A 15287-nucleotide genomic window follows, 5' to 3' on the forward strand; every position below is an offset into this window, starting at 1 on the left:
ATAAAACTGCCGCGAAGCTTCATAAACTTCCGGCAGTTTTATTTTATTATCTTCTGTATTACCTTCGGTGATGGAATTTTACCCTGAATCATGCTATAATTTAGCAGGTTACTGTTTATTATATTTACAGCAGCCTGAAGTAATAAGTAAAGGAAAAGATATTTATGAAACTTAATCCATTCTGCATGTGCTGTGCAGTTAACAAACAGGAAAAAAAGATACGCCATTTTGATAACATGGAAAAAAAGACGCTCTATATGCAAAAGGTCATGGAAAAACTCTCTCAGGCAGGTGACGACGACTGTGCACCCAGCATATCTATTGATCTGCGTAAATTATACCATGATTACTGGGGTGAACAGCCTTCTGACGATTATTCCACTGTAAAAAAAGAATTTAACCAGCTGATGCTTGATATGGAGGCTTCTATAGAAGCTGAAATCCGAAGCTCAGATGATCCGCTGGCAACCGCTCTTTTGTATGCCCGTATCGGCAATTACATTGATTTTGCAGCACTTTCCCATGTAGACAGAGAAACGGTCCTCCGACTTCTGCGTGAAGAAAACAAAGACCCGCTTCCAGCCATTGAATACGACAATCTGAAAAAAGATCTTGCCCATGCATCAAAACTGGCCTATCTGACAGATAACTGTGGTGAGATTGTTCTGGATAAGCTGGCGATACGTATTCTGAAAGAGCAGTATCCTGATCTTGATATCACAGTCATTGTACGTGGTATCCCTGTTGTAAATGATGCCACAATGGAAGATGCCATTGAAACCGGTCTTACTGATCTTGTATCTGTCATCGGAAACGGAAGCGGTGTCGGCGGTACCTGGCTTCCCGGCATCAACACAGAAACCCGGCGCATACTTTCAGATGCGGATCTCATTATCTCCAAGGGACAGGGAAATTACGAAACCCTTCATGACTGTGGTCTGAATATTTATTATCTGTTTCTCTGTAAATGTGAATGGTTTCAGATCCAGTTCAATGCCCGCCCTCTGGAGGGTATGTTCCTTAACGAACGTCGTACAGACTGACCATAACAATCTGCACTTTCCGTCAGAATGACGAACGCTCCCCGGCATTTCGTCAATCTGTCAAGAAACATCAGAAATGTTTGTAAGTTCTTGCTATGGAATCTCTTTCTTTTTTTCGTTATACTGACAACAGTTGAAACAAAAGTAAAGTTTATCGAAAATTATTTTGGAGGGATTTAATAATGGCAAGTTTATCTTTACAGCACATTAACAAAACATACCCGAACGGTTTTGAAGCCGTTAAAGATTTTAACCTTGAAATCGAAGACAAAGAGTTCATCATCTTCGTAGGACCTTCAGGATGTGGAAAATCCACAACACTCCGTATGGTAGCCGGACTTGAAGAAATCACCAGCGGTACCTTAAAGATCGGTGACAAAGTCATGAATGACGTTGAGCCTAAAGATCGTGACATCGCAATGGTATTCCAGAACTATGCGCTGTATCCTCATATGACTGTTTATGATAACATGGCATTTGGTCTGAAACTTCGTAAAGTTCCGAAAGACGAAATCGATAAAGCAGTTCGTGAAGCTGCCAGAATTCTTGACCTTGAAAAACTTCTTGACCGTAAACCGAAAGCTCTTTCCGGTGGACAGAGACAGCGTGTTGCCATGGGACGTGCTATCGTTCGTAATCCTAAGGTATTCCTTATGGACGAACCTCTTTCCAACCTTGATGCAAAACTTCGTGTACAGATGCGTATCGAGATTTCCAAGATCCATCAGAGACTGGGCGCAACTATCATTTACGTAACACATGACCAGACAGAGGCTATGACTCTTGGTACCAGAATCGTTGTTATGAAAGATGGTGTTGTACAGCAGGTAGATACACCACAGAATCTGTACCAGAAACCAGGCAACCTTTTCGTTGCAGGATTTATGGGATCACCGCAGATGAACTTCCTTGATGTTGAAATCCAGGAAAAAGGCTCTGATGTTATTGCCAAACTCGGCGAATATGAGCTGGTTATTCCTGCTGCAAAAGCTAAAGCTCTCAAAGATGGCGGTTATGTAGGAAAAACTGTTGTTATGGGTATCCGTCCTGAAGATGTTGCAGATACACCGGATGGTGTTATGTCTTCCGTAGTTAAAGTATACGAGCTTCTTGGTGCAGAAGTATTCCTGTATTTCGATGTAAACGGAACTCAGATCACAGCTCGCGTAGATCCTCGTACAAAAGCAAAAACCGGCGATCCTGTTAAATTTAACTTTGATATGGACAAAACTCATTTCTTTGACAAAGAAACTGAACTGGTTATCACAAACTAATCAATATAAACCAAATAAGACCCGGGGGATTTTCCCCGGGTTCTTTTTATTATGAAAGGAGCCTGTCTTATGTCTCTTCAGAATACAATTCAGAAATATCTGGAAAACTGGAAAAATATAAGTCATTTGGACTTCTGTCTTCTTCTGGAAGACAACAGTATTTATGTTTCCACATGTCAGAAACGTCTTCCCTCCAGAAGTAAACTGGAAGATTTTCGCAACAGTGATGCTCTCTGTATCTCCAACACCTCTCTCTGTCTTTACAAGGTCATGAACAAGGGAGACTGTGCCTATCTGCTGCTTGTATGGGGTTCTGGTGAAAGTATGCCAACAATAGGCGAGCTGGCTGTATGCCAGATTCAGAGCCTTCTGGAAGCCTATGCTGAAAAGAATGATAAGAATACTTTTATGCAGAATCTTCTTCTTGGAAATTATTCAGAGGTAGATGCTTTTAACAGGGCAAAGAAGCTGCATATTTCCCCGTCTTCTCAAAGGGCGGTCTTTGTTGTGGAAACCCGTCAGGCAAGAGATGAACATGCGCTTGCCACTATACGGAATATTTTCTCAGCGAGAACAAAGGATTTTATCACTTCTGTAGATGACAACAGTATTATTGTTGTAAGGGAACTTACTTCCACGGAGTCTTATGATGATCTGGAAAATATTGCCTACATGCTGGTAGATATGCTTGGAACAGAAGCCATGACGCAGGCATGGGTTTCCTACAGTAATGTTGCTGATGATCTGAAGCAGCTTTCAAATGCTTATAAGGAAGCCAGAACTGCCATGGAAATCGGCAAGATTTTTTATGCTGAACGGAATGTATTCGGATATCGTCGTCTTGGTATCGGACGTCTGATCTATCAGCTTCCAGTCTCTGTCTGTGAGCTGTTTATTCAGGAAATTTTCGGTGAGGAATCACTGGATTCGATCGACGGGGAAACTCTTGCGATTATCCGGACTTTTTTTGAGAATAATCTGAATCTGTCGGAAACATCAAGACAGCTTTATGTTCACCGTAATACGCTGGTTTACCGATTTGAAAAAATCCAGAAGAAGTTCGGACTGGATCTGAGGACATTTGAAGATGCACTGACCTTCAAACTGGCAATGCTGGTAAGTAGTTATCTGACAACCAGCCGTAGCTAATATCCCGAGACATAACGAAGTGAGCAGTAGTTATGTAACTTATATGAGGCGTGTGTGACAGAATAAATGTATAATAATAGTAAATATTACGCCGGATTATATTATACAGATAACAGATTTCCTGCTACCGCTGCGATTCCTACTTCGATTCGGGCGCTTATTTGCTGCCATTCGCTGTAACTCGCCTGACGGCTCAAACAACAGGCTCTGTGGCAGCAGCTAGCCCAAATCTCACCAACGGAATCTATGCAGCAGGTAACAGTTCAATTCTGTTAATCTGATAATATCTCCGGCTGTTTTATTGTCCTTTTCCTTCCTGTCACGCACTTTCGATATAAGTATTTGGGGGTGAGCAGCGGCAAAGCCACTGCTAAATGAGCTGGGGTGGATGGGAAAATGCCGAAAAAAGGACATGTATCCAGCCAGAACTGCTGGGGAGAGATTACACACTGTGGCTTAGTCAGCCGGAAATTCATAAAAATGGTTACCGGACAATAAGTGAGATTCCGTCGTAAGGTCTGTGTCCAGTAATCCACTTTTATGAATCTCCGGTGTCTCTTTATCCACACATTTTATCTTCTCTCCAGCGTTCCACAGATATATCCTTCCTCGTCCATTTTCCCAGTCGGGGATTCCCGGCGAACTACCTCAACAACATCAGATGCTCGGGTGGCAGATACAGATATGCCGGCAGATTTTCCATCGGCTTTTCCCTGAAATCATGCTTCGGGCGCATCCACCACAAAACAGCATTTTCCTCCATTCCGGGGCTCTTCACCAGATACTGATGCTCAAAAGTTGTTTCCACATATTCAGCGGCTTCAAATGCGACACAATTTTCGCCGTTTTGTTCTGAAGGCTGTATCCAGTGTCCACGTATCGCAATGTGTGTCATGTCCTTTTCAACTTTTTGCAGGGTTCTCAATGACACTCCCCAGTCAAGTGCAAAAACCTCATGATCACCCATTCTTTCTATCCTGGAATTATTCTTACAGCCTGTAAGTCTGGCTGCCTCAAGAAGCCCCGGCTGCTCAAATAACTGCCTTGTATTCCCGAATGTAAGTGTTTTCCCCTCTTTAAGAAGCATCAGTTCTCTACAGAACCGAAACGCTTCATCTCTGCTGTGCGTTACCATCAGCATATCGCCTTTATACTGGCTCAGGAACTCCTGCATGTCTTTTTGCAGAATATCTTTCAGATACCCGTCAAGCGCCGAAAAAGGCTCATCAAGCAGGATAGCCTCCGGCTCTCCGATCATCATTCGAGCCAACGCCACTCTCTGCTGCTGCCCTCCGGAAAGCTGGGAGGGAAGTCTGTTTTCCAGGCCTTCAAGATGATATCTTTCTATGTAATCACTGATTGCCGACTCCCGGTCAGCTTTTGCTCCGCGAAATCCACATCCAATATTATCTTTTACAGACATTGTCGGAAAAAGCGCATAATTCTGAAATAGATATCCTATCCTGCGTTCCTGTGGTTTCAGATTGATTTTAATTTCGGAATCAAACACAGTCCTTCCGTTGATTATGATCCTTCCTCTGTCCGGTTTTTCAATTCCGGCAATACATCTGAGCGTCATGCTTTTTCCGCTTCCTGACGCGCCAAGAATTCCTGTCGATGACGTATTACTGTCAAACGAAGCCTTTAAGTGGAAGTCTTTGAAGTTTTTTTCTATATCTACTGTAATTGCCATCAGATCCACCTTCTGCTTTTCATTCCCCTGCCGGAAACAATATTGATCAGTGCCACGATCATGAAAGAAATCAACACGATCACGACTACCCAGAATCCGGCAATATCATAATTACCAGCTGCTGTTTCTGCTGCAATCGCCACGGAAACTGTTCTTGTTTTTCCGAGAATGTTTCCCGCAAGCATTGATGTTGCCCCATATTCTCCAATCGCTCTTGCAAAAGCAAGTACTGTTCCGGAAGCAATTCCAGGTCCTGCCGCAGGTACGATCACTTTCCAGAAAATTCTGCGTTCACTCATTCCCAATGTCTGCCCTGCATAAATCAAATTCACATCTACCTGCTCAAATGCAGCCCTGGCATTTCTGTACATCAGAGGAAATGCGATCACCGCTGCTGCGATCACACAGCCCTTCCATGTCTGTACAACTTTAAAATCAAAAGTTTCCATAAGAAAACTTCCGAAAGGTCTGCGCAGACTGAAAATCAATAATAAGAAAAAGCCAGCCACAGTAGGCGGAAGCACCAGAGGCATCGTGAGGATGCCATCCAGTACAGCTCTTGAGACCGGCTTTAATTTCATTGTTTTTCTTGCACAGAAAATTCCCAGGAAAAAAGCGATCGTAGTTGCCACAACTCCTGTTTTCAGAGAAATCCAGAGAGGACTCCAGTTGATTTCCTGTAAAAAGTTACCCATTAACTTTATCCTCTTCTACAGGTGCAAATCCATATTCTTCAAATATTTCCATCGCATCATCTGTCTGAAGATATTTCAGGAAAGCATCTGCTGCGGCTTTTTCGGAGTCTGACGCCTCAGTATCTACTGTAAGGCCTACCGGGTAGTAAACAGGTGTTTTCAAGGAATCAACAGGTGCTTCCGCTATAACATCCACTTCATCAGAAACCGAAGCTGCGTCTGTAGCATATACAACACCAACTTTGTTGCTTCCTTCTTTAACTGCTGCAAGTACTTCTGTTACATTCTTGCCCTCGTTGATCTCCATCTCATTTACTTTATCCATGATTCCCATGTTTGTAAAGATTTCACGGGCATACTGTCCTACAGGCACGTCTTCTCCTGCAAGTGCAATGTTCTTTGCATCTGTGATATTCTCAAACCCTGTTACTTTTGTTTCGCCACCCTTTGGTTTGATCAGAACTACTTTGTTCTCAAGAAGATCAACAACAGAATCTTTATCTGCAAGTTTTTCATCTACAAGTGCATCCATCTGCTTGTCTGCAGCTGAAAAGAAGATATCACATCTGGATCCTTCTTCAATCTGTGTCTGCAGCGTTCCTGAACTGTCTGCATTATAAAGAATCTCCACGTCCGGATACTCTTCATTAAAATCTTTCTGAATTTCTTCCATTGCGTTGCTTAAGCTTGCTGCAATAAATACATAAAGTTCTCCTGACGGCTCTTCGGCTGATGCCTGTACACTTCCGGCTGTAAGTCCTGCTGTCATAGCTCCCGCCAGCATAATAACTGCTAATTTTTTCTTCATATATCTGTACCTCCGTAAATTTCCATATATTTCATTCAAGAATGCCTCTGCATTCTTGCTGCGAGATGCGCGTCATGCAATGCATGACATACTTCTTCTGCGCATCTCTGCAATCCTGCCGGAGGCTATATCAGATGGGGGATTGACTCCCACCACTGATACTGATTTGTTGCTCGCCACCTAAAGAGGTGGGAGTCATCTCACATCTGATATCTCTTACAAATCATAATAATATTTTACCTTAGTCAGTTTTTTAAGTCAATTTATCTGCCCCCGTAACCCCATAGATATTCTTTATAAAAGTCAAAAACTTTTTTTGAGACACAATATAATGCAGTAATTTCCTATAAAAAAAGATCTGAAGATATTTCTACCCTCAGATCTCTGAATATATTACTATGTACAGTACTCTGTTCAAAATCAGTTCCATTCTCCACTGCTGTCCTCATCTGTATCATAGCCTTCGCTGGAATCATCTTCTACATAACCGCCATCATCACCGTTGCCGTAGTAAGTATCATCATCCGCATCTCCTGCATTATCGTAACTGCTGTCATCACTGTTACTGTCGCTGGAATCACTGCTGTTATCGCCGGAATCGCTGCTGCTATCACTAGATTCACTGCTGTCGCTGCTGCTATCACTGGATTCACTGCTGCTGTCATCACTGCTACTGTCATAGCTGTCATCGCTGCTGTCATAGTCGTAATCACTGCTGTCACTACTGGAATCGCTGCTTTCTTCATCGTAATCATCACTTGATGAAGTCTGCTGTGAATTTTCTTTTGTGTCCTTTTCTTTCTTTTCAGAAAGGCTCATATAACGCAGATATGCAGCAGAAGAATCTTCTTCCATAGTCAGCGAAGCTTTTTCCATATCACTGAGTTCTACGCTGTAGATCTGGTAAGTATTTCCATCTGCTGTTACAATCTTCATATCATAAAGTGTTCCAGTTGCAGATGTTGAATCTTCAGAAGAATCCTCTGAAGATTCTGCTGACTCTGTGGAATCTGATGATTCAGGTGTATAATACATCTGAACCTGCTCTGCTGCTTTTACAGATGACTCTGCAGGAATAAGATTTTTGCCCCAGTCTTCATCTTCGCTGCCGGATTTTACCAGGTAGATTTCTCTCAGATCAGAGGCAAGGCTGTTTGTCAGATAAATGTATTTCGCCTGAGATGTTTTTACACCAATTATCTTTGGCGCAGGTGTGGAAGTAGGTACAGGTGTCACTGTCACCGGAACTGCTGTAGGAGCTGCTGTCGGCGCAGGTGTAGGTGTTACTTCTGCTGTCTCCGCTTTTTTACCACATCCCGCCATGGTCAGTACAAGTGATACTCCCAGAATTGCTGTTATATATTTATATCTTTTCATAATATCATCGCCCTTTCTGTTTATCGGATAAGTAACCGAAAAAGTATTGAACAGTTACATTTTTTTAACACTTCTGTAAAGTATTTTTATTATCACACTGATTTTAAAAAAAGTCAAATGTATATTATCATTTATCCCAGTAATGTTTTTCCTGCAAAATATCCCAGTACAAGAACACCAAGAATGATCCTGTACCATCCAAATGCTTTGAAATCATGTTTCTTGATATAGCTCATAAGAAATTTAATTGCCAGAATTGAGACAACAAATGCTACAACAACACCGGTAACCAGAATCATAATTTCTGTCCCTGTAAAAACAAATCCAAATTTAACCAGTTTTAGAAGACTTGCTCCGAACATAACCGGAATTGCCAGGAAGAAAGTAAATTCCGCAGCTACTGTTCTGGAGGTTCCCACCAGAATACCTCCAATGATAGTAGAACCGGAACGTGATGTTCCCGGAACTACAGAAAGCACCTGAAAAATCCCGATCAGAAATGCTGTTTTGAAGCTCAGATTTTCCAGCGAAGTACAGGTCGGTTTTCTTTTCTTATTATAGTCTTCCACAATGATAAAGATCACACCGTAAACGATCAGCGCAATTGCAACTACTACATAGTTATTGAAATTTTTTTCAATCACATCATTAAACGGGAGTGCAATTACTATTGTCGGGATACATGCGAACAAAATCTTGAACCAGAGAATCCATTTATCTTTATCACAGAATCGCTCTACAAATGTCAGGATTCCTCTTGTAACTACAGGTTTTCCGGACAAAACTTTTTTCTGCTTTGATGAAAGCGGTCGGATATAAAACGGCCACAACTTGCTCCAGTACAGAACCACAACAGCCAGTATAGCTCCCAGCTGGATCACTACAAGGAAAAACTCCCTAAACTCATCTGTCACATTCAGTTTGATAAATTCATCAACAAGTATCATATGACCGGTACTGCTGATGGGCAGCCATTCTGTAATTCCTTCTACAATTCCCAGAATAACAGCTTTTATAAATTCCACGATATTCATACTGATTTTAACATCCTTTCTCTGTTATCTTGTATTTACCATTTTTATGCAGCATTTTCTCTGATATTTCCTGCTTCAGAACTTCGTGAACTACTCGGCAACTGAGTTACCAGAGCATCTGAAATCTGGCAGGATACCGCCTTTTTTCAGGGTGCGTCCATGACACCAATACTGCTTGCCTTTCGGCTATGCAGCTACTTTTATTATTTTTGGATTTTTCAGTCCGGTTACGGACAGTTCTTTTTGCTTTCCGGATACGGAAAGATATTTCCGCAGGATATTAAATGCGCCTACTGCATCTGCATTATATCTTACTCCGTCAGTTATATACACGCCCCGTTCTTTTCGATTTGATGCTTCTGCATATCTTTTTGATACTCCCGGTGATAATGGACTGCACTGGCTGGTATAGCTTTCCTCTTGTTTTATCAATTGGATCCCATACAGTTTCAGCTTATATTCCAGCATGATATACAGCCTGTTATATGGCAGTCCGTGAAACTTCTGGTTGGTCTTATGCCCCATATCTTTCTCTTTACGGATATTTCGGATGTCTCCCACAACCACACAGCGGATATCTTCTTTTCTGCAGTATTCTGCAATCCATCTGGTCACTTTGTGAAGGTAATCCTTCACTGCATTCTGTTTTTTCCTGTAAAGTCTCCGGATGTGTTTCGATGATTTTGAATATTTTATACCTTTCTCTGACTGCTGGGCATACCATACAGACTGAACCCTGGCGATCTCTTTATGAAAATATCTTTCCAATGAAAGATATTTCCTTCCAAGGATAAAACTCCTGCCATTTCCGGAATCATAACAGGTCATCAGATTGTGAAGACCTGGATCAACAGATAAATAATGTCCATTCTGCGAAAGCTGCTCTGGTTCTTCGATCTCACAGATAACGATAAGGTCACATTTACCGTTTTCCGGTGGATAGATCCGCAGCTGTTTTATATGATCCATGTCCCTGAAAATCTTATTTTCAAGATATAGAAATTTTTCATGGATCCCGTATGTTTCTTCCATGTAGCTTTTCAGATCCTTTGGCAGAGACAGCCGCAACTGGTCTGAACCTTTCTCATGCCGGATCCCCATCTGCATATATGTGACAGGTATATTGTCCTGTTTAAAACAAGGCGGATTTGGTTCTTTGATCCCTCCGGTCTTTTTCAGTACATAGAAAGATTTCCATGCTTTGTCCAGCTGCTTGCAGGTCTCCTGCGCTGTCTGTGACGGAAGCTGTCTGTACCACAGATCTCCTTTATGTGCTTTTTTCTGATAATACCAGTCAGGATACTTTTCCAGTCCCAGCTCTTTATAATGATGGCGTTCATAGTTGCAGACATTCCAGAGTTTGGAAGCTGCATAACACATATGACCTATGATATTGGAATATTCCTGACTGATCCTTATAGACGTTTTATGTGACAGCAGCATCTCCATTCTCCTTCTGATTCATAATTTCTACTATGTTTATATCATAGCACAAAATGCTCTTGCTTTTCAACGCAGACCTGACCTGCTTACTTCTGAAAACAAATACAATGATCAGGAGATATAAGGAATCAATTTTTGTTGTCATATTTTTTGTGCGGATACGCACAATGCTGCGCTTTCATCTCGGTAATTGAATTGCCGAGGATTCCCGCTTATTGTACTAAGTTATGAAAGACCGGAAAAACTTATCGTTCTCTCCGGTCTTTTTATGTCTGTAATTATTTATCTGTTGTCGATCGTTGCAATATCGATCAGTGTAAGATTGTGAAGATCTGTATTTTCAAGACTTGTAACAAGCGCTTCTGCAGTATCAAGACTTGTAAGAACATTTACACCTGTTTCAATTGCGTTTCTTCGGATCACGAAACCATCTTTCTGATGTTCAACACCCTGTGGTGGAGTATCAATTACAACATCAATCTTATGACCAAGTATAAGGTCCATAAGGTTTGGTGCAGGCTGCTCCAGTTTATTGGTGCGGATTGCCTTGATTCCGTTTTCTTTGAGAACTTTTGCCGTACCTCTTGTCGCATAGATACGATATCCGAGAGCCTCGAAACGTTTTGCTATAGGTACAACTTCCTGCTGGTCTTCATCTTTTACAGTGATGATCATGTTCTTGTATTTCGGAAGTTTGATTCCTGCTCCAAGGAATGCTTTGTACAGAGCTTCGTTAAAGGTCTCTGCAATACCAAGGCACTCACCGGTAGATTTCATTTCAGGTCCAAGGCTGATATCAGCACCGCGGATCTTCTCAAAGGAGAATACCGGCATCTTAATGGCAATATGTTTTGCCTCTGGCTGCAGTCCTGGTTTATATCCCATATCTTTCAGTTTGTATCCAAGGATGACCTTTGTTGCAAGTGGTACGATCGGAATTCCTGTTACCTTACTGATATATGGTACTGTACGGCTGGAACGTGGGTTTACCTCGATAACATAAACTTCCTCTCCACATACGATAAACTGAATGTTGATCATACCGATAACGTGAAGAGCTTTTGCCAGACGGCGTGTGTACTCTGCAATTGTATCTTTTGCTTTCTGGCTGATTGTCTGTGCCGGATATACGGAAATACTGTCTCCGGAATGAATTCCCGCACGTTCAATATGTTCCATGATACCAGGGATCAGGATTTCTTCTCCGTCGCAAACTGCATCTACTTCGATTTCTTTTCCCATAAGGTATTTATCTACAAGGATCGGGTGTTCCTGTGCGATCTGATTGATGATTCCGATGTATTCTTCCACATCTTCATCACTGACTGCAATACGCATACCCTGACCACCAAGTACATAGGAAGGACGGACCAAAACAGGATATCCAAGTTCATTGGCTGCTTTTTTCGCTTCTTCTGCTGTAAATACAGTATGTCCCTTCGGACGCGGGATCTGGCACTGCTCCAGAATCTCATCAAAGAGTTCACGGTCTTCGGCTGCATCTACATTTTCGGCAGATGTACCAAGAATCTTAACGCCCATCTTCATAAGAGCTTCTGTAAGTTTGATTGCTGTCTGTCCACCAAACTGAACAACTGCCCCATCCGGTTTTTCGATATTTACGATGTTTTCCACATCTTCCGGTGTAAGTGGTTCGAAATACAGTTTATCTGCAATATCAAAGTCAGTACTTACTGTTTCCGGGTTGTTATTGATGATGATCGTCTCATAGCCTTCTTTTTTGAATGCCCATGTACAGTGTACAGAACAGAAGTCGAATTCAATACCCTGACCAATACGGATCGGTCCGGAACCAAGTACCAGAACTTTCTTTTTGTCAGAGGTAGCAACTGCTTCGTTTTCTGTCTCCGAGCCACCATATACGGAGTAATAATATGGTGTTGCTGCTGCAAATTCTGCCGCACAGGTATCAACCATCTTGTATGCTGCTCTGATATTATATCCCTCACGGAGCGCTTTGATCTCGGATTCGGTTCTGCCACAGAGATCTGCGATCACATAATCCGGGAATTCCATACGTTTTGCTTCCAGAAGAAGCTCGCCTGTAAGAGGCTGTGTTTTCAGAGCCTGTTCCATCTCTACAAGAACAGCGATCTTGTCGATGAACCAGCGGTCAATCTTTGTGATTCGATGAATGTATTCTTTGGAAATGTCTCTGCGGATAGCTTCTGCAATCTTCCAGATACGACGGTCATCTACAACAGAAAGTTCACGGATCAGTTCATCTTCATCAAGTCCTGTGAAGTCATAGGACATAAGGCTGTCCACATGCTGTTCCAGAGAACGGATAGCTTTCATCAGGGCGCCTTCAAAATTATGACAGATACTCATAACTTCACCGGTAGCCTTCATCTGTGTTGTCAGTGTTCTCTTAGCTGTGATAAATTTATCAAATGGAAGTCTCGGAATCTTTACTACACAGTAATCAAGCATTGGTTCAAAGCTTGCATATGTCTTGCCTGTGATAGCATTCGGGATCTCGTCCAGTGTATATCCAAGTGCGATCTTTGCAGCAACTTTTGCGATCGGATAACCGGTAGCCTTACTTGCAAGTGCTGAAGAACGGCTTACACGTGGATTAACTTCAATTACACAGTACTCAAAGCTTTCCGGATGAAGCGCATACTGTACGTTACATCCTCCTGTAATACCTAATTCTGTGATAATATTCAGAGCGGAAGTACGGAGCATCTGATATTCTTTGTCCCCAAGTGTCTGAGATGGTGCAACTACGATGGAGTCACCTGTATGAACACCAACAGGGTCGATATTTTCCATGTTGCAGACAGTAATGCAGTTTCCTGCGCTGTCACGCATTACTTCGTATTCAATTTCTTTCCAGCCTGCAATACAGCGTTCTACAAGAACTTCTCCTACTCGTGAAAGTCTGAGACCGTTTTCCAGGATTTCCCTCAGTTCATATTCATTGTTGGCAATACCGCCGCCACTTCCACCAAGGGTATAAGCAGGACGAAGCACAACCGGATAACCAATTGTCTTGGTAAATGCAAGACCATCTTCTACAGTTGTAACAACCTTGGAAGCAGCTACAGGTTCACCGATTTTTTCCATGGTATCTTTGAATTCCTGGCGGTCTTCTGCCTTCTTGATAGTCTCGGCAGTTGTCCCGATAAGTCGAACGTTATGTTCTTTGAGGAATCCTTTTTCTTCCAGTTCCATGGCAAGGTTCAAACCTGCCTGTCCGCCCAGTGTAGGAAGTACACTGTCCGGTTTTTCTTTCATAATAAGCTGTTCTACAACTTCCACTGTCAGCGGCTCAATGTAGACTTTGTCTGCAATATCTTTGTCTGTCATGATGGTGGCAGGGTTTGAATTCAGAAGAACTACTTCCATACCTCCTTCTTTCAGGGAACGGCATGCCTGTGTTCCTGCATAATCAAATTCTGCTGCCTGTCCGATAATGATCGGTCCTGAACCAATTACAAGGACTTTATGGATATCTTTATTTCTCGGCATTATTTGTTACCTCCCATCATTTCCATAAAACGGTCAAAGAGATAGCTGGAATCCTGAGGACCAGGGCAGGCTTCCGGATGGAACTGCACTGTGAAGATGTTTTTGCCCTCATAAGCCATTCCTTCGTTAGTGCCATCGTTTACATTGATAAATGCAGGTTTTGCAATATTTTTCTTTTCAAGCTGTTCTGCATCTACAACATATCCATGGTTCTGAGAAGAAATATATACACGTCCGGTTGCAAGATCCTTGACCGGATGGTTGCCGCCTCTGTGTCCGTATTTCATCTTATAGGTATCTCCGCCTGTAGCAAGTGCCATCAGCTGATGTCCGAGGCAGATTGCAAAAATCGGCACATCGGATTCATAGAGTTTACGGATTTCTTCTATAATAGTAGTACATTCTTTCGGATCTCCAGGTCCATTGCTGAGCATGATGCCGTCCGGCTGATCTTTCAGGATTTCTTCTGCCTTTGTCAGTGCCGGATAAATTGTAACCTGGCATCCTCTTTCATTGAGAGAGCGTGCAATGTTTCTCTTCGCGCCAAAATCCATCAATGCAACCTTTGGTCCTTTTCCAGGAAGTACTTCTTTCTCACGGCATGTAACCTTTTCTACAACTTTACCGGTTGTATATGCTTTTAAACGGGGAATAATTTCATCTAAATCATAGTTTTCATTGACAGTGATCATACCGTTCATGGTACCTTTTTCACGAAGAATTTTTGTAAGAGCTCGAGTGTCAATACCGGCAATACCAGGTATGTCATGTTTTTCCAAGAAATGCTGAATTGTATCCACGCTTCTGAAGTTGCTTGGGATACGAGATAATTCACGAACAATAAAACCATCAATCCAGGGTTTTCTGGATTCCTGGTCCTCATAACAAATTCCATAATTACCAATCAAGGGGTAAGTCATGCAAACCGCCTGCCCTGCATAAGACGGGTCTGTCATCACTTCAAGATATCCGGTCATAGATGTGTTAAAGACAATTTCACTGATTACTTCTCTCGCTGAACCTATGCTGGTTCCTGTAAATACATGACCATCTTCCAATATCAGAAATGCTTTCATATAATCTCCCTTTCTTTTGTTTTATCCTAAACTTTCAAGATTGTATCATATGAATTCTGTTTTTTCAACAGATTACGGTACTAAAAATAATTCAGTTGCACAAAAAAACTTTTCTGTGTTAAAGTATTCCAGAATTGTTGGATTTGAAAAAATAATTTAAAAAATTTCATTTTATCTCTTGACTTTTGTTTATAAAT

At 42.0% G+C, this 15287-nt stretch carries 11 protein-coding genes; 3 read left to right on the forward strand and 8 right to left on the reverse strand.

Annotated features, from left to right (window positions below; all coding sequences use genetic code 11):
• Positions 1–164: 164 nt before the first annotated feature.
• From ACTNB8_RS03330 to ACTNB8_RS03340, 3 genes are all read left to right on the forward strand, one after another.
• Positions 165–1043: a damage-control phosphatase ARMT1 family protein gene (locus tag ACTNB8_RS03330; RefSeq protein ID WP_441052287.1), complete on the forward strand. Its 879-nt coding sequence runs from the start codon at positions 165–167 to the stop codon at positions 1041–1043.
• A 182-nt stretch (positions 1044–1225) separates the two neighbouring features.
• Positions 1226–2317: an ABC transporter ATP-binding protein gene (locus ACTNB8_RS03335; RefSeq protein WP_441052288.1), complete on the forward strand. Its 1092-nt coding sequence runs from the start codon at positions 1226–1228 to the stop codon at positions 2315–2317.
• 69 nt (positions 2318–2386) lie between these two features.
• Positions 2387–3466, forward strand: a complete 1080-nt coding sequence (locus ACTNB8_RS03340) for a PucR family transcriptional regulator (protein WP_441052290.1) — start codon at positions 2387–2389, stop codon at positions 3464–3466.
• 643 nt (positions 3467–4109) lie between these two features.
• Here ACTNB8_RS03340 and ACTNB8_RS03345 read toward each other — a convergent pair.
• From ACTNB8_RS03345 to ACTNB8_RS03380, 8 genes are all read right to left on the reverse strand, one after another.
• Complete coding sequence (locus tag ACTNB8_RS03345) at positions 4110–5159, reverse strand: sulfate/molybdate ABC transporter ATP-binding protein (RefSeq protein ID WP_441052292.1); 1050 nt, start codon at positions 5157–5159, stop codon at positions 4110–4112.
• A complete protein-coding gene (gene modB, locus ACTNB8_RS03350) occupies positions 5159–5854 on the reverse strand; it encodes a molybdate ABC transporter permease subunit (protein WP_441052294.1) in 696 nt (231 codons plus the stop codon). Before modB ends, ACTNB8_RS03345 begins: the two co-directional genes overlap by 1 nt.
• Positions 5847–6662 carry a molybdate ABC transporter substrate-binding protein gene (gene modA, locus ACTNB8_RS03355; protein WP_441052296.1) on the reverse strand — a complete coding sequence of 272 codons (816 nt, stop codon included), beginning with the start codon at positions 6660–6662 and terminating at the stop codon, positions 5847–5849. Before modA ends, modB begins: the two co-directional genes overlap by 8 nt.
• Positions 6663–7082: 420 nt before the next feature.
• On the reverse strand, positions 7083–8039 hold the full coding sequence (locus ACTNB8_RS03360; RefSeq protein ID WP_441052298.1) for a hypothetical protein: 957 nt from the start codon (positions 8037–8039) through the stop codon (positions 7083–7085).
• Positions 8040–8170: 131 nt separating this feature from the next.
• Positions 8171–9073 (reverse strand): undecaprenyl-diphosphate phosphatase, encoded by a 903-nt coding sequence (locus ACTNB8_RS03365; protein ID WP_441052300.1) that lies wholly within the window; start codon positions 9071–9073, stop codon positions 8171–8173.
• A gap of 186 nt (positions 9074–9259) precedes the next feature.
• Positions 9260–10516 carry an RNA-guided endonuclease InsQ/TnpB family protein gene (locus ACTNB8_RS03370; protein WP_441052302.1) on the reverse strand — a complete coding sequence of 419 codons (1257 nt, stop codon included), beginning with the start codon at positions 10514–10516 and terminating at the stop codon, positions 9260–9262.
• A 282-nt stretch (positions 10517–10798) separates the two neighbouring features.
• Positions 10799–14014, reverse strand: coding sequence for a carbamoyl-phosphate synthase large subunit (carB, locus tag ACTNB8_RS03375; RefSeq protein WP_441052304.1), 3216 nt, complete (start codon positions 14012–14014; stop codon positions 10799–10801).
• Positions 14014–15090, reverse strand: coding sequence for a carbamoyl phosphate synthase small subunit (locus ACTNB8_RS03380; protein WP_441052306.1), 1077 nt, complete (start codon positions 15088–15090; stop codon positions 14014–14016). The genes carB and ACTNB8_RS03380 overlap by 1 nt, the downstream gene beginning before the upstream one ends.
• Positions 15091–15287: the final 197 nt, after the last annotated feature.

Origin of the sequence: Blautia sp. HCP28S3_G10 (assembly GCF_052065235.1) — a bacterium.
Taxonomy (GTDB): domain Bacteria; phylum Bacillota; class Clostridia; order Lachnospirales; family Lachnospiraceae; genus Blautia_A.